This window comes from Echinimonas agarilytica, assembly GCF_023703465.1.
In the GTDB taxonomy this organism is placed as follows: Bacteria; Pseudomonadota; Gammaproteobacteria; order Enterobacterales; family Neiellaceae; genus Echinimonas; species Echinimonas agarilytica.
In genome coordinates, this window is sequence record NZ_JAMQGP010000002.1 from 187691 (window position 1) to 213721 (window position 26031).

Below are 26031 nucleotides of genomic sequence, written 5' to 3' on the forward strand. Positions count from 1 at the left end.
GCTCGATTTCATGAGGCGTGTTTTTGAGCCTGTTGACGAACTTGCAGCAATCCTGCGTCAAATTCTTTCATCACAGTTTCTAGAGCGTCGGTGGCAATGCCAAAATATTTGGTCGCCGTAATGCTGGGTTCTTGAATCGTGATTTCATTTTGTATGGATGCTAGCAAAGGTGTCAGCTTTGTTCGACATAAATTATTGTTGCACACCTGATTGTAGGAACTGAGTTTGCTGTGCAAATATTTGAGTCTGATTCTTTCGACACTTCCACAATGGTGTGCTGCTGCGACTCCGGTTCCCAAGGCTCGCGCCTGGCCAATAAATTCAGCATTAAAAAGTAGCGATTGCCATAAATGCTCAGCTGAAAGTTGCCCGTCAATGGTGAGTTCTTGCAGGTGATGTTGCTCTGCACAATCCTCAATTAAATGTAAAATATTCAGGATTAAACGATTGTGTTGCTCAAGAGAATATGACGGGGTGTGATTGATATAGTTTGCCGACAATCGTTGCCAATGATCAAGAATTCCTTCCCATCGCGACGTGCTTGAGATCCAGTCTCCTTGGCTTTTGAGTGCCCGTATTTGGCGTTCAATTTGTTGCTGAACTTGCCCAATTTTAATCGCCATATCTTTATCGCCGTTCAGGAACGCAGTGGTCAACCCCCGGTGCTGCTGCATGGGCGTTAAAAATGCACGTAGGCTTTGTAGCCATTCAATGCCGTGCTGATATCGAGCGAGGTGACGCGCATGCGAGCGCCGAATTTTCAAAATGCTAAACACTGCTAATAAGACGAGCATTGCGCAAACAGTAAGTGGAAGAGTGATGATGTCCATGAACAACTACCTTTATTGGATCATGCTTTGCAAGTGTTCTGCAACGTCGGCTGTTTGTTTTGCCATTGTTGCGTTATCTGTTGCTGTACGTGCAACATTCTCAATATGTTCTGATATTTCTCGTGTTGCCACCGCTTGCTGCTCAGTTGCACATGCAATTTCAGAAATCTGATTGGAAACGAGCTCGGTCGTTTCGACAATATTTTCAAGTGCGGTAAATGCGTTTTCAACACTACCGAGGCACTCGTCCGTGCGGGTCACTACTTGCGTCATTCTTGTACCAACCAGCTGCATGTTTTGTGTCACACTTGAAGCTTGCTCTGTAATTGAATTGGCCGACTCATGACTCCGATGCGCCAATGCTCGGACTTCGTCAGCGACGACAGCAAAGCCTCTGCCATGTTCTCCTGCTCGAGCGGCTTCAATCGCCGCATTGAGTGCTAACAAATTTGTTTGTTCGGCAATTTCTCGAATAATTTCAGACATACTGACCACTGTTTTCAGGTTGTCATCCAGAGAAGACATCAATTTGCCGGTCTCTTGAGCGCGAGCTGAAACGTCGTTGACTTGTTTAGAAGCACTTTTCAGTGCGGAGTAACCTTGCTCGCATATGCCTCGAGCACTTTCTGCGGCCTGTTGTGTTTGCTCTATTCGATTAGACACCTCGCTAATACTTTGAGATATCTCAGTGGTTGCCGCCGCAGTGCTATTGGTGGCTGCGGATTGGTTTAGGGAGTGAGTTGCGACTTGATTCGCATTGTTGGCAAGCTCCGATGTGGAAAAGCTCATTTCGTGAACGACGGCTTCGAGAGACTGATTTTTTCGTCCGTTTATTCTGAGCATGTCCACCATGGGTTCTTGAATATCTCGGAGAGGGCCGATTAACCATCGTTCGACATGGTTGTCATGGGAACTCTCAAGTGCATGCAGGTAGTGACTCAGTGCATTTCGATCACGAGCAATGGAATACATAAAAAAGGCTGAAATGCTTAAACTTATATAGCCCAGAGCGAATGCGACTTCAATTGCGCCAAAGCCAAATGCAATTATAGGAGGCAATAGCATTGCGAATGTCAGTTTGCTGCATCCATTGCATCCAAGCTGCTGCATGAAGTGATTAATCATTTGTGACTACGGATTAGTTTGATCATGCAGGAAGTACTGCAAGCTGCGTTCCACCGCCATGAAAATAAGAAGGATCTAAACTAAGGAATGTTTCCAAACCCTTGGAACATCAGTGAATCTTTTATGTGTGTGTAAAAAAAATTGACAATCGGGGTGGGAAGATTTGGTGCATTTAACGTTGACGAACAGTGCCCTTTTTTGGGGCGGGTGGTTAATTTTTTATGGGGAATGTGCAAAGTTGGTGCGTTTGTTTGAATGTTGTGGGTCGTAATCACAGAACATTCCTACTGTCTTGATCCTAAGCATTTTTTAAAACAGATTTAGGCCTAAAATGGGAGCTTATTCGTTCTCTCTCTAATATTGCAATAGACTTTCAACAGGAACTTAACGTGACTCGTAAGGACATTCTTCGATTTGTGGTGGCATTTGGCGTTCCGCTAATTTTGCTACTGTTGCCCCGTACTGCTTTTGGTATTGAAGGTTTGACGCTGCAAGAGCAACGCGTTATTGCGATATTTGCGATGGCAGCATTGTGTTGGGTTCTAGAGCCTATCCCCATCTACTCAACGTCGGTACTGGTGATTGTATTAGAGCTGCTTGTTTTATCAGATAAAGGTTTGATATTCCTGAGAGCCGGTGCTGAGCAGGAAGGTTTTGGAACCCTACTGAGCTACAAAGATATCATGGCGACCTTTGCATCGCCGATTATCATGCTTTTCTTAGGCGGTTTTTTCTTAGCAATGGCTGCAACCAAGTATCGGCTCGATGTTAATTTAGCGCGTGTGTTATTGAAGCCGTTTGGCGAAAAGCCCTCCTTTGTCATGCTCGGTTTGATGGTGATTACTGCCATTTTCTCAATGTTTATGTCGAACACCGCAACCACCGCAATGATGTTGGCGATATTAGTGCCCGTGCTCTCTGTCTTCAAGCAGAGTGATCGGGGCAAGATAGCATTTGCCTTATCCATCCCTGTCGCTGCCAATATCGGCGGCATTGGTACACCCATCGGAACGCCTCCTAATGCCATTGCTTTGAAGTATCTAGTGGGTGATAACACCATTGGTTTTGGCGAATGGATGATGTTTGGTGTGCCGTTTGTCATTGTGATGCTAGCCATTGCATGGGCATTGTTGGTTTATTTATTTCCAAGTGATCAAGACAAAATGAAGCTGGAAATTAAAGGTCGCTTTTTAAAAACGCCTAAAGCTATCGTGGTCTATATCACTTTCGCGAGCACAATTATTTTATGGTTAATGGGCGGGGCGCACGGCATGAATTCATATACTGTGGCGCTCATTCCTGTTGCTGTGTTTTCAGTGACACGAATTATCGGCAAAGAAGATCTTAGAAACATCTCTTGGGATGTGTTGTGGTTAGTTTCCGGCGGCTTTGCTCTCGGACTCGCATTGGATAAGACGGGTTTAGCCGCCAATGCTGTAAATGCGATCCCGTTTGCGCAATTTTCGCCTCTACTCGTGATTGCTGGGGCCGCATTTTTAAGCCTACTCATGGCCAACTTCATGTCTCATACAGCAACGGCTAACTTGCTCATGCCAATTGTGGCTGCTTTGGCAGTTACAATGGAAAGCCTTGCTGGATTTGGAGGCATGAAAGCGTTGCTATTGTGCGTGACCTTTGCAGCATCGCTTGGCATGTCTTTACCTATTAGTACGCCGCCGAACGCATTGGCACACGCTTCGGGTCATACATCCACTTCAGATATGGCCAAAGTAGGCGCCACACTAGGAATAGTTGGTTTGCTGCTCACATTTGCAATGGTGTATGTCATGAAGTTGATTGGATACGTTTAAGGATTAGATGATGCAGAAATTAATTGTTATTTGTGTTGATGATCAGCCCGAAGTCTTGAGTGCGGTGAGTCGTGATTTGGCGGCCTTGTCGAGTCATTGTGTGATTGAGGAATGCCAATCTGCTGCTGAATGTTTGGAGTTGCTCGATGAACTTGATGCTGAAGGAGCGCCAATTGCATTGGTCATATCAGATCATGTAATGCCTGCGATGACAGGAGTCGATTTGTTGACAGAGGTTAATTCTGATGAGCGTTTTAAACAGACGCACAAATTCTTACTCACAGGATTAGCCACACATCAAGATACCATTCGAGCCATCAACCAAGCGGGTATTGAGCAGTACTTTGAAAAAGCATGGAATCCGGATGAGCTTGTGCTTGAGTGTAAGCGTGCACTGACTCACTTTGTATTTGAGACAGGGCTTGATTATACCGAGTATCAACCAATCCTTGATGCTGAAAGCGTTTATATTCATTTAAGAAAAGTGTGACCCTGAATCACTATCAACGAGTACTTGTCATTAAGTACTCGTTTTTCTATATGTTTTCTTATGCGAATTAGTAATAGAAATTGAAATTTATATAACTATTCCAAAGCATTCTTTGCGAAATAGTTTGAGCTCTATATAGTGTGTGGCAATACCCCAAAAGTACTTTTGAGTGAGCATGCTCAGCCAAAAGGGAGGGGAAACCGGGAATGATCAATTTATTGTAAATAAATGGTTATTCGGTACAATTCTGCCCAGTTATTGTTGGGATACTAGACCAAATATATGGACGCACATACGCTTACTCACCTCAAGGCTCTCGAAGCCGAAAGCATTCACATTATCCGTGAAGTAGCTGCTGAATTCGATAATCCTGTCATGCTTTATTCGGTTGGAAAAGATTCTGCCGTGATGCTGCATTTAGCGCGTAAGGCATTTGCGCCGGGCAGACTTCCATTCCCGTTGCTGCATGTTGATACCAACTGGAAATTTCGCGAAATGATTGAATTTCGTGATTACATGGCGAAAAAATACGATTTCGACCTGTTGGTGCATAAAAATCCTGAAGGCATGGAAATGGGAATTAGCCCATTTGAACATGGCAGCGCGAAGCACACAGATATCATGAAAACCCAAGGTTTAAAGCAAGCTTTAAATCAGTATGGTTTTGATGCAGCCTTTGGTGGTGCGCGTCGTGATGAAGAAAAATCTCGCGCGAAAGAGCGTGTGTATTCTTTCCGTGATAAGCACCATCGTTGGGACCCTAAAAACCAACGTCCAGAGCTTTGGAATGTCTACAACGGTAAAGTGAATAAAGGCGAGAGTATTCGCGTATTCCCTCTGTCAAACTGGACGGAGCTAGATATCTGGCAGTACATCTACCTTGAAAACATCGAAATCGTTCCTCTATATAAAGCTGAGAAACGTCCAGTGGTTGAGCGCGATGGCACTTTGATCATGGTCGATGACGATCGCATGCCAATTGAAGAGGGAGAAGAGATTCAACAACGTATGGTTCGATTCCGTACTTTAGGTTGTTACCCTCTGACAGGCGCAGTGGAATCAGAAGCCACAACTTTGCCTGAAATCATTCAAGAAATGCTGCTGACTAAAACATCGGAGCGCCAAGGACGTGTGATTGATCACGACCAAGCGGGCTCGATGGAGCAGAAGAAAAAAGAAGGCTACTTCTAGCCCCAGTTTGGTTGGTTAGAGATGCGATTGAACCGACGATTCGTCGAAGGTTTATAAGTACAACGATAATTCAGTGATTTGCGCTCGATATCGCGAATTGCTAGAAAACTTGCATACATGCAGGAGTTTGGAATGAGTCACGCCTCGGATTTGATTGCTGAAGATATTGAAGCGTATCTAAAACAGCACGAACAAAAGGATTTGCTCCGCTTTTTAACATGCGGAAGCGTTGATGATGGTAAAAGCACCTTAATCGGTCGTTTGCTACATGATTCAAAGATGATCTATGAAGATCAACTTTCAGCGATTAAAAAAGATTCGCAAAAATTTAATACCACTGATGAAGAGTTTGATCTTGCGTTACTCGTAGACGGCCTTCAATCAGAGCGAGAGCAAGGCATTACGATTGACGTGGCGTACCGTTATTTCTCAACGGATAAGCGCAAGTACATCATTGCCGACACGCCAGGCCATGAGCAATATACGCGCAACATGGCAACCGGTGCATCAACCTGTGATTTAGCAATTTTGATGATCGATGCTCGTCACGGTGTTCAGGTTCAAACTAAACGTCACAGCTTTATTGTGTCGTTGCAAGGCATTCGTCAGGTTGTTGTTGCTATTAATAAAATGGACTTGATGGGCTTTTCGGAAGACGTCTTCAATAGTATTAAAGAAGACTACTTAAAGTTTGCCGAAAGCTTAAATATTCCAAGCATTAAGTTTGTTCCAATCTCAGCATTGAAAGGCGACAACGTTGTTGACCGCAGCTCTCAGAGCGATTGGTATCATGGCGAAACGCTGATGGAAATGCTTGACTCTGCAAATGTTGGCGCAGCTCGCAACCTGGAAGATTTTCGTTTACCAGTCCAATACGTGAATCGTCCAAATCTTGATTTTCGTGGCTTCTGCGGAACAATTGCTGCTGGTATCGTTCGCAAGGGTGACGTCATCACTGCATTGCCATCGGGTAAATCATCAAAAGTGAAATCAATCGTCACTTTTGAAGGTGAGCACGAAGAAGCATTTTCTCCGATGGCCGTTACGCTGACGCTTGAAGATGAAATTGATATTAGTCGCGGCGATATGATTGTTCATTCGAATAATCAGCCTGAAGTTGCAGACTCTTTAGATGTTCATATTGTGTGGATGTCAGAAGATGCATTGGTTGCCAATAAGCAATACGACGTTAAATTGGCAACAAAAACTGTGAGCGGTTCGATTAGCGATATTGAATACCTAATTGACGTGAACACGTTGGAACAACAAGATGCAGTGCGTTTGAGCTTGAATGAAATTGGCCGATGCCAGTTGCATTTGAACCAACCTGTTGCATTTGATGCGTATGACAAAATACCAGGTACCGGTGCATTCATTATTATCGACCGTTTGACTAACGTTACGGTTGGTGCAGGCATGGTAATAGGCAAAGGCCGTGGCGAACATACAACGACAGAAGGTAACTTCAGTGAGTTTGAATGGGAGTTAAACGCTCTGATTCGCAAGCATTTCCCACATTGGGATGCAAAAAACTTAAGTGAGCTTCTGAAAAAATGACGCTGCAAAGCTGGCTTGTAGTCGCGGTTTTTATCGCGACTCTTGCAGGGCTTATTCAGTTTCAAAAGCGTCCAGCCATCGTTTTTGGCTGTACGCTTTTGGCAGTATTTGGTCTGGATCTAGTATCTACAGAGCAAATGCTGTCTAGCTTGGTCAACCCCGGCCTTGTTACTCTTATCTTACTCATCATTTGCTCCTTTGCTCTTGAAAAAACACGCTTCTTACGATTCGTTGCGTCCAAAGTTATTCGACCCGGCTTCAAAAGCACATGGTTGCGTTTGTTTACCACTACGGTGTGCTCCTCTGCGCTATTGAATAACACTGCGGTTGTTGCCACTCTCATTGCCCCTATACGGAGTAATCCTCATCATCCCGCTGGCAAACTACTTCTACCGCTGTCTTACGCTGCTATATTAGGGGGGACGCTTACTTTAATCGGAACGTCCACCAACCTAATTGTGGATAGCATGCTGTTTGAAGCGGGTGGCGGCAGGTTAGACTTTTTCGCATTTTCAGCCGTAGGCGCGCTGGCTGTGCTGTTCGGTGGTGTAACGTGCTTTTTCGTTTCTCGATGGCTTCCAGCAACGCGAGTGACCGAAGCCAATGCTGCCGATTACTTTTTGGATGCCAAGGTTCAGCCCAGCTCTCCATTGATTGGTAAATCGGTGGAAGAAAATGGACTACGGCACCTCGAATCATTGTTCTTGGTCGAAATCGCACGTGGCGAACGTTTGATTTCACCTGTGACTCCAGCAGAAATTATTCAAGATGGTGACCGTTTAGCATTCAGTGGTGATGTCTCCAAAGTGATGCAGTTGAGCCACTTTGACGGTCTTAAAATGTTTGCTGATACCAGCGGATTGATGGAGTCGAACCTAACAGAAGTAGTTGTGCGTCCTGATAGTTCCTTGATTGGTTTAACACTGAAAAATGCAGGTTTCCGAGCTCGTTTTGATGCTGCCGTGGTTGCGATGCGCCGCGATGGGCAGCGCTTGTCAGGCAAGTTAGGTGAAGTCAAAATCCAAGCCGGAGACTTTTTGGTATTGGCTGTGGGACCCGACTTCTCGTCTCGCAATAATCTAACTAAGAACTTTATTGTGATTAGTGGTATGGAGCCGGAAAGTAAGCTGAAAGGACGAAAGGAACTGATTGCCGGATTAGGCTTTCTTGCCGTTGTGGGCTTAGCCGCTACCGGAACTTTGAGCTTACTCAAAGGTTTAATGTTGTTTTTAGGTGTCCTCTACTTCACTAATTGCCTAAGCTTAAATGAAGTGCAGCGACGTTTGCCGTTGGACATTTGGCTGGTGGTGGCGTCGGCTCTTACGTTAGCGCACGCTTTGACCAATACAGGTATGGTCCAAAGTTTTTCTGGACAATTTGCTGCAGGCATAGGGCAAGACAACCTGTATTTAGCATTTGTAGCAATGTACTTGTTAACCTTGATATTGACTGAGTTGGTGACCAACAATGCAGCAGCCGCTTTAGTGTTTCCAATATCGTATGGTTTGGCGCTGGGGTTGGGTGTTGATCCGATGCCATTTATCATGGCGGTAGCCTTTGGCGCTAGCGCTAGTTTTATAAGCCCGTATGGATACCAAACTAATTTAATGGTGTACAACGCGGGTCAGTATCAAATAAAAGATTTCTTGAAGGCTGGGCTTCCGGTTTCGGTTGTATACAGCATCGTGGTATTGCTCGCAGTACCGTATTTCTTTCCTTTTTAGGGTGGGACGACCATGACAGAGAATATTGTTTGGCATGATCACAAAGTGAGTCGAGAAGCGCGTAATCAACTGTGTGGCCATAAGTCATGTGTGCTTTGGTATACCGGTTTAAGTGGTTCGGGCAAATCGACAATTGCAAACGCTGTAGATGAGTTATTGCATAAACGTAGCGTCCATACCTACGTTTTGGATGGGGATAATATCCGCCATGGCTTGAACGGTGATTTAGCGTTTTCTGACAAAGATCGCGTTGAAAACATTCGCCGCGTAGGTGAAGTTGCTAAACTGTTTGTTGATTCCGGACTTATCGTCACAACGGCGTTTATTTCTCCATTTAGGGCTGACCGTAAGTTGGCTCGTAAACTGTTTGAGCAGGGCGAATTTGTAGAAGTGTTCATCGATACGCCGTTAGAAGTGTGTGAGCAACGCGATCCAAAAGGTCTGTATAAAAAAGCTCGTGCCGGGAAAATCCCTCATTTCACTGGAATCGATTCTGAATACGAAGCACCAGATGGTGCCGAGTTGATTGTTGAAACAGATGGCCGTAGCGTGATTGATTGCGCTCATCAGGTTGTAGCGTATTTAGCCGAAAACGGTTATCTCGACACCAATAAGTAATTTGATATAACAAGGACGATTGAATGTCTGAAATAATCAATCAACAGCTGATTGATGATGTAATTGCGATTGCGAAAGACGCAGGCAAAGGCATCATGACAGTATATGCGCGAGACTTCTCTATTTACGAGAAGGATGATAAAAGCCCGCTAACAGAGGCCGATTTACTCGCTCACAACATTATTGTTGATGGCCTTGCAACGTTGCCGACTCAATTCCCGATTCTCTCTGAAGAGAATGCAGATATTAGTTGGGAAGAGCGCAAGTCTTGGACGACCTATTGGTTGGTTGACCCGCTCGATGGCACTAAAGAATTCATCAAACAAAATGGTGAATTTACCGTGAATATTGCACTTGTGCATCAAGGCGTGCCGATTATGGGTGTTGTTTATGCGCCTGCAATTGAAACCCTGTACTGGGGAGCGCAAGGTTTCGGAGCATTTAAAAAACTTGATGCCAGTGAAGCTGTCTCTATTCAAGCGAAATCGGCCGAAGCGGGGGAAACGGTTAAAGTCGTGGGGAGTCGTTCTCACCCAAGCCCTGATATGGCTTCCTATCTCGAGCAGTTTGAGTCGCACGAAATGATTGCTATGGGTAGCTCACTTAAGTTGTGTCTGGTTGCTGAAGGCGTCGCTCATGTGTATCCACGTTTAGGTCCTACCAGTGAGTGGGATACTGGGGCCGCTCACGGTGTAGTGCTTCAATCAGGAGCCCGTGTGGTTACCATTGACGGTGCAGCGTTGCAGTACAATCAGAAAGACTCAGTACTCAACCCTTACTTTATTGTTGAGCCTGTCTAAGCTTTTTCGTGTTTAACGTTATGAATCACAAAAGGGGAACTGAGTTCCTCTTTTTTTATGTCTTGGGTTTAGGAAACGCAAGGCAAAACTTGTGCTTTGGTGTCAACCCATACAGATTGAAAGGGATGACTACTGAATATATATGCGTATGCCAAATAAACAGATTACAACATCAGAACCTATTCGTATCGGTATTGATCTTGGGGGTACAAAAACTGAATGCGTTGCGCTGGATTCGAACACTGGAGAGCAACTATTCAGAGAGCGCTTGCCCACCGAAAAAGGGGATTACTATGGAACCTTGGATACCATTAGGCACTTAGTGTCCCTTGCTGAAACGGAGTTGGCAGAAACAGCTTCAGTTGGTGTAGGAATTCCTGGAACGCTTTCAGGTCAAACTGGTTTTGTAAAAAATGCCAATTCTATTTGGCTCAATGGGCGAGACTTTAAGAATGATTTAGAATCCATCTTAGGCCGCTCAATACGTCTGGCCAATGACGCCAATTGCTTTGCTGTTTCTGAGGCGGTTGACGGCGCTGGAATGGGCGCTGATGTGGTGTTTGGTATCATATTAGGTACAGGCGTGGGAGCGGGGCTTGTGGTTCATCAAAGCGTGATTAACGGCGCCAACGGCCTTGCTGGAGAATGGGGGCATAACGGGCTTCATCGACCTACGGTGGAAGAGATAGAGCTCGCTACATCATGTTATTGCGGCCAGCATGGTTGTATTGAAACCTGGCTTTCTGGGCCTAGTTTCGAGCGAGAGTACTTTAAGCTCTCAGGCTTATCACTCAATGCTTCGAGTATTGTCCATAAAATGCTGACCGGTGACGATGCGGCTCAACAGTGTATGAAGAGCTACTGTTCTCGCTTAGTTCGCTCACTTGCTCACATGGTTAATATGATTGACCCTGATGTCATTGTGTTGGGCGGTGGAATGTCGAATGTTGATGCATTGTACCCATATCTCAACACCCATTTGGAATCGCATGTATTTGGTCAAGAGTGTAAAACTAAAGTCGTGAAGAATGAGCATGGCGACTCGAGTGGTGTGCGCGGCGCAGCGTGGTTGTGGGGCAGAACCTAACGCTCTAAGCATTCCAAAAAAATAGCCCCTGAGTTGGGGCTATTGCGACGTTTGATATTGTACAATTAGATGATTACTTCACTTCTTCGCCAGCCGCTTGTTTATCGGCATGATAGCTAGAGCGCACTAACGGACCACATGCAGCGTGATCGTAGCCGAGCTCTTCGGCTGATTCGCGGAACATGTCGAATTCGTCTGGATGCACGTAGCGCTTTACAGGCAAGTGATGCAAGCTGGGCTGTAAATACTGTCCGATGGTTAGCATGTTTGCGTTGTGGTCACGTAGATCTTTCATGACTTCCAGTATTTCGTCGTTGGTTTCACCTAGACCAACCATAAGCCCTGATTTTGTGGGGATGTCGGGGAACATCTCGCCAAAACGGCGGATCAACTCAAGTGACCATTTATAGTTTGCGCCCGGACGGGCCATTTTATAAAGGCGTGGAGCCGTTTCTAAGTTATGGTTAAAGACGTCTGGTGGATTCTTTGCAAGCTCTTCAAGGGCAACATCCATTCGGCCACGAAAGTCCGGTACTAGTATCTCAATTTGGATATCAGGTGAATAACGGCGAATAGCTTCAACACAGTCAGCAAAGTGTTTGGCGCCCCCGTCTCGCAGATCATCGCGGTCAACCGAAGTGATCACTACATAACGCAAGCCCATATCGGCAATGGTTCGACCGAGTTTTTCTGGCTCATTCTCGTCGGGCGCTAAAGGTTTGCCATTGGCAACATCGCAGAACGGACATTTACGAGTGCAAATATCACCCAAAATCATGAAGGTCGCTGTGCCTTTGTTAAAACATTCTGCGAGGTTTGGACATGATGCTTCCTCACAAACAGAATGTAGTCCGTGCTTGCGCATTCCTTCTTTCACTCGCTGAATATTGGCATTTGAAGCAGGTAGTTTGACCTTCATCCAAGGTGGCTTTCTCAGCATTTCTTCTTTTTCACTTGGAATCACAGTGATTGGGATATGCTGTACTTTGTCGGCATCGCGTTTTTTAACACCGGCTTCTGAACGGGTACTTTTAGTCATGCACTTCACCTGGAAGTTTGTTGTTATTCTGTGTTGTAGGGTAGCCAAGCCGCTTGGCTAAGCGTTGTGCTAGTTTTGGGCCTGCCTCTTCGACGCTTTTCAAGCCGTCTATTAACGATGTTTGTGTCATCGCCATACCTGCATACCCGCATGGGTTAATATACTGGAAAGGTGACAAGTCCATATTAATATTCAGTGCTAAACCGTGAAAGGTGCAGCCTCGTCTTACACGTAAACCAAGCGACGCTATTTTTGCGTCGTTAACGTACACCCCCGGAGCATCGCATTTTGCATAGGCTTCTATATGGTCTTCGGCCAACAATTCTACGATTGCTTGCTCCATATGAGTCACTAAATCGCGAACAGTAATTTTTAACCGGCGCAAATCTAACAGCAAATAGATGATTAGTTGTCCTGGCCCATGGTAGGTCACTTGCCCACCTCGATCGGCTTTAACAATCGGTATATCCGTTGCCATTAAAATGTGTTCAGGTTTTCCTGCTTGCCCTTGGGTGAAGACTGGAGTGTGCTCCAGCAGCCACAGCTCATCTGGCGTGTCTTTATCTCGATGATTGGTAAAGTCTTGCATGGCTTGCCAGCATTCTTCATAGGGTTGCTGGCCAAGGGAGCGGATGACAAGTGTGTTCACGACGAAGACTCGATCAAGTTTTTATAGAACGTAACGGACAAGGTCAATATGTCCTAGCGCTTTATAAAGTGTTTCAACGTGCTCTTTGCTGGTCACAGTGACACTGACAGTCACGCTATGATAAGTGCCTTTAGAGCTTGGTTTTACTGTAGGTGAGTAGTCACCCGGAGCGTGAATTTGAATCACGTCTACGATTTTAGATGTTAAATCATCGTGCGCTACGCCTAAAACTTTAAACGGAAAACTGCATGGAAAGTCCAACAGTTCATCAAATTTAGTGTCCATAAATGCTCCCATAAAACTTGAGTAAGCCCCATTAGATGGCGATTCTAGCACGAACTTTCAAGGGGGGTGAGCGAAGCTGTAATAAAATTACAGTACGGTTTGATACAGGAGGGGGACAGAGGCGAAATAAAAAAGGTCGCTGAACAGCGACCTTTTAAAACGGGCAGTAAATTTAAAACGAATTAGTTAAAATAAGTTATTAAATAACAAGAGAATTTGATCAATCAAGCGGCTGAACCATCCGGCTTCTTCCACATCATGTAATGCAACCAGTGGGTACTCCGCAATATCTTCACCATTGAGCGTCACGTGTACAGTGCCGTAGCGGTCACCTTTTTTAACCGGAGCTTCTGGGCGCTCGGTTAACTCAAAGTCGGCTTTGAGGTTTTTCACTTGCCCTTTTGGAAGAGTCGTGGCGACCGTTTCAAGAACGCCTAGCTGCACCTGTTCTTTGGTGCCGAACCAAACGCGCTCTTCGGCAAATACGGTTTCGGGTTCATAGGGTACAACGGTCTCGAAGAATCGAAAGCCGTATTGCAGTAACTTACGGTTTTCAGCGTTGCGAGATCGAGTGCTCTCGGTGCCCATTACAACAGCAACAAGGCGCATGCCGTCTTTTTCTGCTGAAGAGACAAGACTATATCCGGCATCATTGGTATGGCCGGTTTTGATTCCGTCCGCTCCAAGGTCTTTGTCCCACAGCAGGGCGTTTCGGTTAAATTGTTCTCGGCCATCCCAAGTGTAACTTTTCTCGCCGTAAATCTTGTACTCTTCTGGCAAATCACGAATGAGAGCCGTGCCGAGTGTGGCCATGTCGCGTGGTGTGGTGTAGTGCTCTCCTGCGTCTAGACCATGACTGTTCATGAAGTGAGATTGCTCCATGCCTAGATGCTTGGCATAGGCGTTCATCATGTCTACAAAGGCACTTTCTGTGCCTGCAAGGTGCTCCGCTACAGCGATACATGCATCATTGCCCGAAACGATGACGATACCCTTATTTAATTCGCCCAACGGTACCTCGGTGTTGACCTGAACAAACATGAGTGATGAACCGCGCAAATCTTTGTTGGTGTACAAAGATGCATTGGGTCCAATTTTAACCATGTCTTCTGGGCTGACATTTCCGTTTTTTATTTCGGTTCCGAGCACATAGCTAGTCATCATTTTAGTGAGACTGGCAGGGGCTAAACGTTCGTCCGCATTGTGCGACACTAAAGTGCGACCCGTTAAATAGTCCACCAGAATGTAGCCTTTGGCGGCAACCTTAGGAGGATCCGGTGTGATAACAGGCGCTGCAACTGACAAGCCTGATACTGCGAGAGCAACAAGACCAATTGAAATCGAACGTAGAGGATTGTTTTTGAACATAATTAAGCTATTAAGTGTTAATCCTGAAAAATAATGCTGGCGCAAGCATACCATGCCTGAAGGCGCCTTCACACGACACTAGGACATCAATTTAGTCGTTCTTATTCTCAATAGGTGTTGCTGTTAATGAGTCGATAAATTGATGTGAAAAATATTTCCTTTATTGAGCATAGACCTTGAATGCCGAAGAAAATTCCCCTTGTTTCAATATTTCTATTAGTTTGTTGGCGTCGTCCTCGGTTTTGAAAGGGCCGAGCTGAACTTTGTGGATCTGTTGTTCATTAATCGTGCGTGCATCGGTTTCAAATAACAGGGCAAGTTGATCGACCAGCCGTGCGGCTTTTGTCGAATCTTGCGTTGCCGTCACTTGAACATAAAGATCCGGCTCAGTATTAGTCGGTGACATGGCTGGCGATGCTGCTATAGGGAGAGTCTCTGCTGTTTGGGCTTCGACCTTGAGAGACGTTGATACCGGTGTGATTGCTTCAAATAGGGGCTCTTGTTCCCATGGAGGAGGAACGACAATGGCTTCTAATTTAACTTTTGATGTGCCACTTTTGAGCATGTCCAATTTGTGTGCAGCCGCGTAGGACAAATCAATAACACGACCTTGATGAAACGGGCCTCTATCATTCACACGCACAATAACTTGCTTACCGTTGTCGATGCGGGTGACTTTTACGTAGGTTGGTATGGGTAAGTTTTTGTGTGCTGCCGACATAGCGTACATATCGTAAATTTCACCATTGCTAGTCTTGTGGCCGTGGAATTTTTTGCCATACCAGCTGGCATGCCCAACTTCCGTAAAGCCTTTGGCATGATCCATCACGCGATAGGTTTTGCCTCGAACCGTGTACTGGCTTCGATTTCCTCCGCGAGATTTAGGCTCATATTTGGGCACGGCATCGCTGAGTTCTTTTAGCTCAGGGATACTTTCCGGAGCACTGTCATGTTTTTGATGGTATCGCCGCTCTTGGTATTTATCCGATTCGCTTTTAGGTGGCGAATTTGAACACGCCGCTAAACTGCTGATACAAGCAACAGCAAAAAACCACTTCATCATTACTGTGCGGCCTTGTCGCGTGCGAGCCATTCACTAAGTTGATACACCGCCATAGCGTACAAACGGCTGTGGTTGTAGCGGGTGATGACATAAAAGTTATTGCAGCCTAGCCAATATTGAGTGAGCCCTTCGTCCATCGACAAGGGGAATAGCATGGCTTTGTCTTGAGCCGACAACGGTAAGGTCGTTTTTAAACCTGCTTGTTCAAAGTCTTGCCACTTATGTTTGATCTTTGTACTCGTTTGACTGAGTGCTTTGGCTTGCTCTGTGAGTTCCACCGATTCAGTCACGCAGCCATCTTTGGTCCAGCCGTGTTGTGCAAAATAATTGGCGACACTGCCAATGGCATCGACGGGGTTATTGAGCAAGTCGCGCTTGCCGTCATCATCAAAATCAATGGCATATGCGCGGTAGCTAGAGCTAATAAATTGAGGAAAGCCCATGGCGCCCGCATATGAGCCATGGATCGCAGCTGGATCCCAGCCTTGCTCATGACTTAAAGCTAGAAAGTGTCCAAGTTCAGAGCTAAAAAATTTTGCACGTTTAGGATAATGAAATCCAAGTGTGTACAAAGAATCGAGCACTTTTTCATTGCCTTTGAAGCGACCAAAAAAAGTTTCAACCCCAATGATTGCGACAATCACTTGTGCCGGAACGCCAAATTCAGCTTCGGCTTTGGCCAATGTTTCTTCGTGCTCAGACCAGAATTCAAGGCCCTGATCAACACGCTCTTGTTTTAAAAAAATGGTTTGATATTTGTGCCATGGCTTTGCTTCCCACGGGGTATTCATCTTGGTAATAATTTCGGGATTTAACGTAGCCTTGCTGGCTTGATTGGCAACCCAGCTGGGATCGAGATTATAGCTGTCACTAATTTTCTTAATATATGCGTCCGAAATTGTATTTGATGCGTGCGTCACCGTTGAGGTGGTGAGCAACGCAGCTGCGCAAAAAATCGAGAAAATGCGACGAGAAATAGAATTCATATGATCATCCGACGATGGGTGTGAATGCCCATTAAAATGCCAAAACCAGCCAACAATGTCACCATCGATGTGCCGCCATAACTAATCAAAGGTAAAGGTACACCAACAACCGGCAAAATGCCTGAAACCATGCCAATGTTGACGAAAACGTAGACGAAAAAGGTCAAAGTGATACTGCCTGCGAGCAAGCTTCCAAATGTAGTTTGCGCATTTGCAGCGATGTATAAACCCCGGAGCACAATCAATAGATATAGCATCAGTAGCAGGAGCACACCGGTTAAACCAAATTCTTCACTGAATACGGCAAAGATAAAATCTGTGTGGCGCTCAGGTAGAAATTCAAGTTGAGATTGGGTGCCTTGCAACCAGCCCTTACCGTTCATACCGCCGGAACCAATGGCAATAGTGGATTGGATAATGTGATAGCCACTTCCCAATGGGTCACGTTCTGGGTTGAACAATGTTAATACGCGTTCACGTTGATAATCGCGCATGAGATAAAACCATAAAACAGGCACAAATCCGGCAGCAGCAACGGCCCCTGCAAAAATGAGCTTCCAACTGACACCTGCCAGAAAAATCACAAAAATTCCCGAGGCGGCGATGAGCAATGAAGTGCCTAAATCGGGTTGTCGGGCAATTAATAGCGTTGGGATTAATATCAGGATAAAGGCAATTACGATTCGTCCAAAGCGGGCAGGCAAAGCCATACTGGCAAGGAAATGCGCTGCTGCTATAGGCACAATCAATTTCATGATTTCAGATGGCTGAAACCTCATAAAGCCCAGATCTAACCATCGTTGTGCACCTTTACCAACCACACCAAAAATCAACACGCCAACCAGCATTAAAGAGCCTAGAACGTAGATAGGATAGGCCCACCTTCGGTAATTCTCAGGGTTAATTTGGGCAACGCCTATCATCACGAAAATGGCTAACCCTAAACGTACAAGCTGACGATATTCGAGGTCCATACTGCGCCCGCCAGCGCTATAAATCACCATCAAGCCAACGCCCATGAGAACGATAAGTAGGATAAGAAGGTAAGCGTCAATGTGCAGCTTGAACCAAATGCTAGGTTTGTGCGATTGAGACTCTAAATGCTCTGCAGAACCGAGAATCATGGTACTGGAATCCCTGTTGGAAGTGGGGTGTCAAAGCCAATGCTGTTGGCATAGAAGTCAATCATTGCGCGGGCCATTGGAGCTGCATTACTTGATCCTCCGCCCTGATTCTCAATGGCAACAGCAACGACAATTTGCGGGTTATTTACCGGAGCGAATGACACAAACATGGCATTGTCATGTTGGCTTTTATTGAGCTTTTTAGCGTCATACTCTTCATCTTGTTTGAGGCTAAATACTTGAGCTGTTCCTGATTTACCGCCAGACATATAGGTGGTGTCTGCAAACGCTTTGCGAGCGGTGCCATGAACACCATGATTTACCCGTCGCATGCCTTCAATGACTTCATCCCAGTAACGCTCTTGTTTTAACTCCACGGGAGGGCGCTCGTCAGGCGGAAGCTTAATAGTCCCTGTTTGGGATTGAATCGCTTGTACCATGCGGGGGGTATAATTTTCGCCATGACGAGATAGTATGCCAATGGCATGAGCAAGCTGAATGGGAGTGGCGGTCCAATAACCTTGGCCAATACCAATATTAACGGTATCTCCCAGGTACCATGGTTGCCCGTGTTTGGCTCGTTTCCATGCTCGACTTGGCTGCACTGCTGCACTTTCTTCGCGGATATCAATGCCAGAATATTCGCCAAAGCCGAACTGACTGGCAAACTCATCAATTTTATCGATTCCTAGCTTAGTTGCGGCATCAAAAAAGTAAATATTGCACGATTGCTCGATGGCGCTGTATAGATCGACCCATCCATGTCCCCACTTTTTCCAATCGCGATATTTTCGGGCCACACCGTCAATTTGAAAAAAACCGGGATCCCAAACTCGAGTTGCTGGTGTGACAATGGATTCGTTGAGTGCCAACAAGCCAATGATAGGTTTCACCGTTGAGGCGGGCGGGTACTGCCCTTGTGTTGTGCGATTAATAAGTGGGCGATCTTGAGAGTTCAGTAGCTTTCGATACGCTTTGCCACTAATGCCTTTTACAAAAGGGTTGGGGTCGTAGCTCGGACCAGAAACCAACGCAAGAACACTGCCGTCTCTGGGGTCGAGAGCAACGATGGCACCGCGTTTTCCTGCCAACAGTTCTGAGGCTTTTAACTGAAGTTGAATATCTAAGCTTAAATGCAGATCGTTGCCCGGTACTGGTGCTTCAAAGTTCACCGTGCGGGTAATTCGGCCACGGTTATTGACTTCAACTTCTTGAAACCCTACTTCACCATGTAAGACATCTTCGTAATAACGTTCAAGGCCTTGCTTACCAATATCGTGGGTGCCGCGATAGTTGGCGAGTTGATTGGTTTTGTCCAACCGTTCTAAGTCGCGTTTATTAATACGCGCAACGTACCCCACTGCGTGGGTGAGGGCATCGCCAAAAGGGTAGTGCCGCTTGAGGCGCGCCTCGATATAAGCACCCGGATAGAGATGTTGGTTGACACTGAAACGTGATACTTCTTCTTCAGTTAAATCATTCTTTAAAATGATTTTTTTAAAACGGCGGCTGACTCTGCTTTGTTCTAAAAATTTATCTTGTTGTTCTTGGGATATATCTAATAAATCGCCCAATCCCATGACGGAGCCTTTGAGGTTGGACACTTCTTCTGGGACTAATTCGAGGGAATAAACGGGGCGATTGTCTGCGAGCAGTATGCCATTGCGATCAAAGATTAAGCCACGATTGGGTGCGACAGGGAGTACTCGAATACGATTATCATTTGAGCGTGTTTCAAAATCATCATGACGGCTCACTTGAAGGCGGTACAGGTTGGAGATGAGAATGGCGAGCATTAACACCACAACGAAAAGCGCGACAATGGCTCTTCGATAAAAAAGGGCGCTTTCAGCTTGTCTATCTCGAATTTGGTTGGAACGCTGCCGGATCATACTTATTCTCGATGATACGGGTGGTTGTTGAGTAAGCTCCAAGCACGATAAAGACTTTCGGCTAAGATCACTCTTACCATAGGATGAGGTAAGGTTAAATTAGAGAGGCTCCAGCGTTGTTCAGAGGCCGCAATACATGCAGGGGCTAAGCCTTCTGGTCCGCCAACTAAAAGACTGATATTGCGCCCATCCATTTGCCAGCTCGCAAGCTGCTTGGACAACTGAGGCGTGTCCCAAGGTTTGCCGGTGACTTCTAAAGTCACAATTCGGTTGCCTTTGCCTACGGCCGCTAACATTCGCTCGCCTTCTGCATCGAGAATACGAGCAATATCAGCGTTCTTCCCACGTTTACCCGCGGGAATTTCGGTCAGCTCAAACGAACAGTCACGTGGAAATCGTCCCTGATAATCGTTAAATGCTGTGGTGACCCACTGAGGCATTTTTTGCCCCACTGCGATGAGCTGCAGACGCATAAAATGTTAGCTCCAGAGCTTTTCCAAGTCGTAGAACTCGCGCGCGCTCTCTTGCATCACATGCAGCACAACATCGCCCAAATCTACTAATACCCATTCGCCCTCAGCTTTGCCTTCAATCCCTAGAGGGGCTAGATCTGCACGTTTGGCTTCTGTTGCAACGTTTTCAGCAATTGACTGTACATGGCGTTTGGAGTTACCCGAACAAATCACCAAGGTATCAGTAATGGTGCTGCGACCTTTCACATCAATTTGCATGATGTCACGGCCTTTCATGTCTTCGACTTTATCGATAACGAAATCTACTAGGGATGAGCCTTGCAACATGTTCTCCTGCTCTTAATTTAAAAAATTGATAGTTACTGTGTAAGAGTACCATTTTTCCATGAATGGCGTCAGCGAACAGGACAATAAAGTTGGTGCGCGCGAATATAGTCTTCAACCGCGGGATCGAGCTGAGGAATATTTTCGTTTTGACAGGCAAGCGATGTTCTAATCTCGGTGGATGATATTTGCCAGTGAGGATTCTCTAAACAAATAATATGCCCAAAGTTTTCAGCTGCAACGGCAGAAGACTGATATTGCTTGAGCAACTGCTCCTCTAAGCTATTCGCTTTGACAGAGTCGCCGGGGCGTCGGCAAACAACGAGGTGACATAGATGGAGTAACTGGTCCCAACGGTACCAACTTGAAAGATTGGCAAAAGAATCCATCCCCATAATGAAGAAAAGCGCAGCATCGGGGTGGCGTTTGCGTAACTTCCTAAGCGTATTGACGCTGTATGAGGGTGAATTCTGGTTCAGTTCGATGTCATTGACCGATAGCTCAGTAAAAGGAGCTGCTGCTATTCGAGCCATTTCGAGACGATGCTCTGCTGTCACAGCTGTGGAATTTTTATGTGGAGGTTGATGATTGGGGATCAGCTGAAGTTGATTTAGATTGAGTTGATTGTGCACAAAATGTGCAATTTCAATGTGCCCTCGATGAATGGGATCGAACGTCCCGCCCAAAAAACCAATACGCTCAGTCATGACAGTTCCGCTGTGAGTAGCCAATCGACATTGGCGGCGGGGTTCATCAATAAACTGCACGCCTGTGTAATGAGAGTCCAACTTAACGACTGTTCCGTTTCAGCCCCTTTTACTTTTCGTTCTAACAAGGCCACTAGCATCACCGCTTGTTGAATACGCTGCACACTTAGCTGTTGAAGTGCGCGTTTAATGGTGGGTTGACGCGAAGGCCATATCCGGAATTTTTTAAATAGCTGAGGCTGTTGATCCGGCGACATCATTAAGGCTTGAAGTTGGGCAACTTCTCGGCTCAACGCCCAGCAGATAATCACAGGTTCAATGCCTTCGTCTTTCAGTTGACGAAGCATATGTTCAACTTGATGCACTTGACCTGCCATGATGGCGTCGGTTAATTGAAAGATATCAAACCGAGATTGATCGATGAGCGCTTGATGCAGTTGCTCAACACTGATTGGGCTTTGGTCATGTAACAACGATAACTTCTCGAGCTCTTGGCTTAAAGAGAGAAGATTGCCCTCATGATGCTCTTGAAGATACATTAATGCGTCGGGGGCAAGCTGTACGCCTGCTGCGCGGGCTCTGTGTCTTAACCAGTTGGTCAGTCTATCGCCGCTCGGAGCTGCGATGGTAATAGCTTGGCTAATTGCACTGAGAGCCTTAAACCATTTGGTGTTTTGCTGAGCTTTTTCGAGCTTGCTGCCGTGGCATATGACGATGAGGTCAGGACTCGGATACTGGCCGTAATCATTTAGAATCGCACCGATGTCTTTGCCACATTTGCCATTGCCCATATCAAGCACAATGACACGTTTGCTGGCGAATAAACTCATGCCTTGCAGGGCCGCCGAGAGCTCAGCAATGGCATCTGTGCTATCTAAGTATAAGCGTTCTACTTCGTCAAAACCTTGCTGGCGTGCAGCATTCACGATGCTCGCAATGGACTCGAATCGCTGTAGCGGTTCGTCGCCAAAAATTAAGTAGCCGCTTGAAAGTCCACGTTGAAGAGCTTGCTCGAGCTGGTTGGGGAATATACGTGCATTGGGAGCCATTATTGCGACGCCAGTTGTACCATCAGTTGATCTGAAATTTGCTGACGCATTTCACTGAGCAACACTTCCATTTCGCGTTTTTTAGCCAAAGCCTGACGCGGATCATCAAGGTAATCGCGTTGTACTTGCAGCGACAATTGACGCGCTGGTTTATTGGCTTCGAGCACCGATGCCTCAAGCGAATAAGTGAGCCTGTACTCAGCAACTTGTCCGTCTGGATAAAGCGACAAGTTAGACCGTTCTAGAGTGTCTTTGCCTAAAACTAAGGTGGGATGAGATTCGCCTTGTGAGCTTACAATCTCGACGCCACCATCTTTGAGCCGTTTAGTCACATCTCGTGTGATCGCTGAATAAGGATCGCTCACTTGCAGCTGAATTTGCTGATATTGCTCGGGTAACGTGTAGCTTCCTTTAAGTTGGAAACCACAAGCACTTATAGCGAGTATGCTTATTGTAATGAGCAGCGAGCGAATGGCCATGCCATATCTCCTTATTGGCAGCGAATCTTATAGCTTTAATGGGCGTCTACTAAGACGCCACGATATTGAGCAGTTTACCCGGAACATAAATGACTTTACGAATGGTTTTGCCTTCGGTGAACTTGGTCACGTTTGCGTCAGCCAATCCGAGAGATTCAACGCTTTCACGGGTTGCATCAGCAGCGACAGTGATTTTACTTCTGAGTTTACCGTTGACCTGAACAATGATGAGCTTTTCATCTTCAACCATTGCATCCTTATCTGCAACAGGCCATGGCGCATCCTCAACATTTTTGTTGCCTAAAGCTTCCCACAATGCATCACATGCGTGCGGAATGATTGGGTTGAGCATCAGTACAATGGCATTGACTGCTTCAGCCACTACTGCGCGGTCTTGTTCAGTTTCTTGTGACGCTTTGGACAAGGCGTTCATCAATTCCATGATGGCTGCAATTGCTGTATTGAATGTTTGGCGGCGGCCTAAATCGTCCGATACCTTAGCAATCGTTTTGTGAACGTCGCGGCGCAGATCTTTTTGAGCTTTATTGAGTGATGCAATATCCAGCGCAACAGTCTCACCTTTCGCAACATGATCTTGTACCAGCTTCCACACACGTTTAATGAAACGATGAGCGCCCTCAACGCCTGACTCTTGCCATTCCAAAGTGAGCTCTGGTGGAGCTGCGAACATCATGAACAAACGAACAGTATCGGCGCCAAATTTTTCCACCATCATTTGCGGGTCGATGCCATTGTTCTTGGACTTGGACATCTTGCTCATGCCGGCATAGTTCAGATCGACACCGTCATTAGACGTCGCTTTGGTGACACGGCCTTTATCATCTTTCTCCAGCGCCACATCAGTTGGAGAAACCCATACTTGCCCGCCTTTTTCATCGGTATGGTAGAAAGCATCAGCCAAAACCATACCTTGGCACAATAAGCGCTTGAATGGCTCGTCTGATTCAACCAAGCCAGCATCGCGCAGCAATTTATGGAAGAAACGAGAGTACAACAAGTGCATTACTGCATGTTCAATGCCACCTACATATTGATCAACCGGTAACCAATAGTTCGCCGCTTCAGGGTCTAGCATGCCGTCTTCAAGTTTTGGGCAACAGTAACGCGCGTAATACCAGCTCGATTCCATGAAGGTATCAAAGGTGTCTGTTTCACGCGTCATTGGCTGACCGTTAACTACGGTCTGTGACCATTCTGGGTTGGCTTTGATTGGGCTTGTGACCCCGTCCATCACCACATCTTCAGGCAATATGACAGGTAAGCTGTCTTCTGGAGCAGGGACTGTGTTGCCGTCTTTGTCAGTTAGCATTGGGATTGGAGAGCCCCAGTAACGCTGACGACTCACGCCCCAGTCACGCAAGCGGTAATTGACTTTACGTGAACCGCAGTTAAGAGACTCTAGTTTGGCGGCAATGGCGTCAAATGCGTCTTGGAATTCTAACCCGTCAAATTCTCCCGAGTTGAAGAGCACCCCGCGTTCGGTGTATGCCTCTTCACTGATGTCGACTGATTCTTGATCGGCAGGGCGGATCACAGCTTCAATCTCTAGGCCATACGCGGTGGCGAACTCGTAGTCACGTTGATCATGACCTGGCACCGACATAACCGCACCTGTGCCGTAATTCATTAACACAAAGTTAGCCGCCCAAACAGGTACTTTTTTACCGGTAAAGGGATGGATTGCAAACAAGCCCGTGGCTACGCCTTTCTTTTCCATGGTTGCCATATCGGCTTCGGCAACTTTATTGTTTTTGCATTCTTCAATGAATGCTGCCAACTCTGGGTTATTCTCAGATGCCTTTTGTGCGAGCGGATGCGCAGCAGCAATTGCTACGTAGGTAACGCCCATAACGGTATCTGGTCGAGTGGTATAAATACCTAATGCTTCAGATTCGCCTTCTACATCGAAATTCATTTCGATGCCTTCAGAGCGGCCAATCCAGTTACGTTGCATCGTTTTAACGGTATCGGGCCACTCTTCAAGTTGGTCGATGTCGTTCAGCAACTCTTCGGCATAGTCGGTGATTTTAATGAACCACTGAGGAATTTCTTTTTGTTCCACTAATGCGCCTGAACGCCAGCCGCGGCCATCAACAACTTGCTCGTTGGCCAAAACCGTCTGATCCACTGGATCCCAGTTTACCGTGGCCATTTTTTTGTAGACCAAGCCTTTTTCATAAAGCTTGGTAAAGAACCACTGTTCCCAACGATAATATTCAGGCGTACAAGTCGCCAGCTCGCGGTCCCAGTCATAGCCAAACCCCAACATCTTCAGTTGGCCTTTCATGTATTCGATATTTTCGTATGTCCACGGTGCTGGGGCAGTTTTGTTTTTAATCGCCGCGTTTTCGGCAGGCAAACCAAAAGCATCCCAACCGATAGGCTGCATGACATTTTTGCCTTGCATACGCTGGAAGCGTGAAATGACGTCACCCAGTGTGTAGTTACGTACATGGCCCATGTGTAGGCGGCCACTTGGGTACGGGAACATAGACAGGCAGTAGAATTTTTCTTTACTGGCGTCCTCAGTCACACTGAAGGTTTTGTTTTCATCCCAATTTTTTTGAACTTGGGTTTCGATTTCACGGTGGTTGTATGGCACTTCCATCAATTGGGTTCCGTCTGTTAAAGCGAGATGCGCGACTAAAAATTCGTATCAATATACATAATTAATAGACCAACTTGTGCTTCATCAATATGAAGATTGGCTGGCTGACTTATCTATGTACATTGTAAAGGGCGCATAGGATACCGCATCCGTGATCCGGCCAACAAGCCTGAGCGCACTTTCAACTAAACTTAAATTCTAATCCTTGTGCAAGGAACTTGATTATGAGTGATAAACAAGCAAGTAACTATCAAGCACTTTTAGAAAAAATTGTTGTGAAAGTGCAAGAGGAAAGTCATCTCACAGAAGAAGCGTTGGAAACATGGCTTGCGCGCACCAACGAATATTTAGGAGCCGCAGGTGATTTAACCCGAGATGAGCTTGAGCTCATCCGTGCGTACCTCAAACGTGATTTACAGGCCTTTGCCGACAGTATGGATCCAAATTCAGACACTCACCCGCCCTCTGTTTGGCTTAGTGGTATTGCGGGGACCGTGTGGCATGCATTGGCTGAAATTACCGATAAAACACAAGTAGAATGGCGCGAGTTGTCGGATAACTTAGCGCACGACGGCATTTATCAAACCAATGAATGGGTCGCTTTGGGTGTGATTAAGTGTGCCGACTGTGGCCACGTTGAAGAAATTTATCACGCCACACGTTTAGGTGCCTGTATTCGATGTGGTGGTCGTAAATTCAGTCGAGAGCAGTTTGTTCCTTAATCCTGCGGG

General features: G+C 46.1%; 25 protein-coding genes. 9 read left to right on the forward strand and 16 right to left on the reverse strand.

The features are described 5' to 3' along the window. Positions 1-8: 8 nt before the first annotated feature. Both NAF29_RS05155 and NAF29_RS05160 read right to left on the reverse strand, forming a co-directional pair. Complete coding sequence (locus NAF29_RS05155; RefSeq protein ID WP_251260434.1) at positions 9-830, reverse strand: nitrate- and nitrite sensing domain-containing protein; 822 nt, start codon at positions 828-830, stop codon at positions 9-11. 12 nt (positions 831-842) lie between these two features. Further along, a complete protein-coding gene (locus NAF29_RS05160; RefSeq protein ID WP_251260435.1) occupies positions 843-1955 on the reverse strand; it encodes a methyl-accepting chemotaxis protein in 1113 nt (370 codons plus the stop codon). Between the two features lie 389 nt (positions 1956-2344). Between NAF29_RS05160 and NAF29_RS05165 the strand changes: the two genes are divergently transcribed. From NAF29_RS05165 to NAF29_RS05200, 8 genes are all read left to right on the forward strand, one after another. Further along, a complete protein-coding gene (locus tag NAF29_RS05165) occupies positions 2345-3766 on the forward strand; it encodes an SLC13 family permease (RefSeq protein WP_251260436.1) in 1422 nt (473 codons plus the stop codon). Between the two features lie 7 nt (positions 3767-3773). Next, a complete protein-coding gene (locus tag NAF29_RS05170) occupies positions 3774-4256 on the forward strand; it encodes a response regulator (protein WP_285817603.1) in 483 nt (160 codons plus the stop codon). A gap of 282 nt (positions 4257-4538) precedes the next feature. Continuing rightward, positions 4539-5447 carry a sulfate adenylyltransferase subunit CysD gene (gene cysD / locus NAF29_RS05175; protein WP_251260437.1) on the forward strand — a complete coding sequence of 303 codons (909 nt, stop codon included), beginning with the start codon at positions 4539-4541 and terminating at the stop codon, positions 5445-5447. Positions 5448-5579: 132 nt separating this feature from the next. Further along, positions 5580-7004, forward strand: a complete 1425-nt coding sequence (gene cysN / locus NAF29_RS05180; protein ID WP_251260438.1) for a sulfate adenylyltransferase subunit CysN — start codon at positions 5580-5582, stop codon at positions 7002-7004. Beyond that, entirely contained in the window at positions 7001-8728 is a 1728-nt protein-coding gene (locus tag NAF29_RS05185) for an SLC13 family permease (protein ID WP_251260439.1), read from the forward strand. The genes cysN and NAF29_RS05185 overlap by 4 nt, the downstream gene beginning before the upstream one ends. 12 nt (positions 8729-8740) lie before the next feature. Beyond that, entirely contained in the window at positions 8741-9346 is a 606-nt protein-coding gene (cysC, locus tag NAF29_RS05190) for an adenylyl-sulfate kinase (RefSeq protein WP_251260440.1), read from the forward strand. 23 nt (positions 9347-9369) lie between these two features. Continuing rightward, on the forward strand, positions 9370-10146 hold the full coding sequence (gene cysQ, locus NAF29_RS05195; RefSeq protein ID WP_251260441.1) for a 3'(2'),5'-bisphosphate nucleotidase CysQ: 777 nt from the start codon (positions 9370-9372) through the stop codon (positions 10144-10146). Positions 10147-10294: 148 nt separating this feature from the next. Further along, the gene (locus tag NAF29_RS05200) at positions 10295-11233 is read left to right on the forward strand and encodes an ROK family protein (RefSeq protein WP_251260442.1); all 939 of its coding nucleotides are present in this window, start codon (positions 10295-10297) and stop codon (positions 11231-11233) included. Between the two features lie 73 nt (positions 11234-11306). Here the strand turns inward: NAF29_RS05200 and lipA are convergent, their stop codons facing one another. From lipA to leuS, 14 genes are all read right to left on the reverse strand, one after another. Then, positions 11307-12272, reverse strand: coding sequence for a lipoyl synthase (gene lipA, locus NAF29_RS05205; RefSeq protein ID WP_251260443.1), 966 nt, complete (start codon positions 12270-12272; stop codon positions 11307-11309). Continuing rightward, complete coding sequence (lipB, locus tag NAF29_RS05210) at positions 12265-12921, reverse strand: lipoyl(octanoyl) transferase LipB (RefSeq protein ID WP_251260444.1); 657 nt, start codon at positions 12919-12921, stop codon at positions 12265-12267. Before lipB ends, lipA begins: the two co-directional genes overlap by 8 nt. A gap of 21 nt (positions 12922-12942) precedes the next feature. Beyond that, positions 12943-13206, reverse strand: coding sequence for a DUF493 family protein YbeD (ybeD, locus tag NAF29_RS05215; protein ID WP_251260445.1), 264 nt, complete (start codon positions 13204-13206; stop codon positions 12943-12945). Between the two features lie 186 nt (positions 13207-13392). Further along, positions 13393-14574: a serine hydrolase gene (locus NAF29_RS05220; RefSeq protein ID WP_251260446.1), complete on the reverse strand. Its 1182-nt coding sequence runs from the start codon at positions 14572-14574 to the stop codon at positions 13393-13395. Positions 14575-14734: 160 nt separating this feature from the next. Then, positions 14735-15637 carry a septal ring lytic transglycosylase RlpA family protein gene (locus NAF29_RS05225; RefSeq protein WP_285817604.1) on the reverse strand — a complete coding sequence of 301 codons (903 nt, stop codon included), beginning with the start codon at positions 15635-15637 and terminating at the stop codon, positions 14735-14737. Next, positions 15637-16623 carry a lytic murein transglycosylase B gene (gene mltB, locus NAF29_RS05230; protein ID WP_251260447.1) on the reverse strand — a complete coding sequence of 329 codons (987 nt, stop codon included), beginning with the start codon at positions 16621-16623 and terminating at the stop codon, positions 15637-15639. Before mltB ends, NAF29_RS05225 begins: the two co-directional genes overlap by 1 nt. Next, complete coding sequence (gene rodA / locus NAF29_RS05235; RefSeq protein WP_251260448.1) at positions 16620-17747, reverse strand: rod shape-determining protein RodA; 1128 nt, start codon at positions 17745-17747, stop codon at positions 16620-16622. The genes mltB and rodA overlap by 4 nt, the downstream gene beginning before the upstream one ends. After that, on the reverse strand, positions 17744-19639 hold the full coding sequence (gene mrdA / locus NAF29_RS05240) for a penicillin-binding protein 2 (protein WP_251260449.1): 1896 nt from the start codon (positions 19637-19639) through the stop codon (positions 17744-17746). The genes rodA and mrdA overlap by 4 nt, the downstream gene beginning before the upstream one ends. A 2-nt stretch (positions 19640-19641) precedes the next feature. Next, the gene (gene rlmH / locus NAF29_RS05245; RefSeq protein WP_251260450.1) at positions 19642-20112 is read right to left on the reverse strand and encodes a 23S rRNA (pseudouridine(1915)-N(3))-methyltransferase RlmH; all 471 of its coding nucleotides are present in this window, start codon (positions 20110-20112) and stop codon (positions 19642-19644) included. Between the two features lie 6 nt (positions 20113-20118). Next, on the reverse strand, positions 20119-20439 hold the full coding sequence (gene rsfS / locus NAF29_RS05250) for a ribosome silencing factor (protein WP_285817605.1): 321 nt from the start codon (positions 20437-20439) through the stop codon (positions 20119-20121). 68 nt (positions 20440-20507) lie between these two features. After that, positions 20508-21143, reverse strand: a complete 636-nt coding sequence (gene nadD, locus NAF29_RS05255; protein ID WP_251260451.1) for a nicotinate-nucleotide adenylyltransferase — start codon at positions 21141-21143, stop codon at positions 20508-20510. Further along, the gene (gene holA / locus NAF29_RS05260) at positions 21140-22192 is read right to left on the reverse strand and encodes a DNA polymerase III subunit delta (protein WP_251260452.1); all 1053 of its coding nucleotides are present in this window, start codon (positions 22190-22192) and stop codon (positions 21140-21142) included. The genes nadD and holA overlap by 4 nt, the downstream gene beginning before the upstream one ends. Then, the gene (locus NAF29_RS05265) at positions 22192-22671 is read right to left on the reverse strand and encodes an LPS-assembly lipoprotein LptE (RefSeq protein WP_251260453.1); all 480 of its coding nucleotides are present in this window, start codon (positions 22669-22671) and stop codon (positions 22192-22194) included. The genes holA and NAF29_RS05265 overlap by 1 nt, the downstream gene beginning before the upstream one ends. A gap of 49 nt (positions 22672-22720) precedes the next feature. Continuing rightward, positions 22721-25300 carry a leucine--tRNA ligase gene (gene leuS, locus NAF29_RS05270; protein ID WP_251260454.1) on the reverse strand — a complete coding sequence of 860 codons (2580 nt, stop codon included), beginning with the start codon at positions 25298-25300 and terminating at the stop codon, positions 22721-22723. Between the two features lie 224 nt (positions 25301-25524). On the opposite strand from leuS, the gene NAF29_RS05275 reads away from it, so the two are divergent. Further along, positions 25525-26022: a zinc ribbon-containing protein gene (locus NAF29_RS05275; protein ID WP_251260455.1), complete on the forward strand. Its 498-nt coding sequence runs from the start codon at positions 25525-25527 to the stop codon at positions 26020-26022. Positions 26023-26031: the final 9 nt, after the last annotated feature.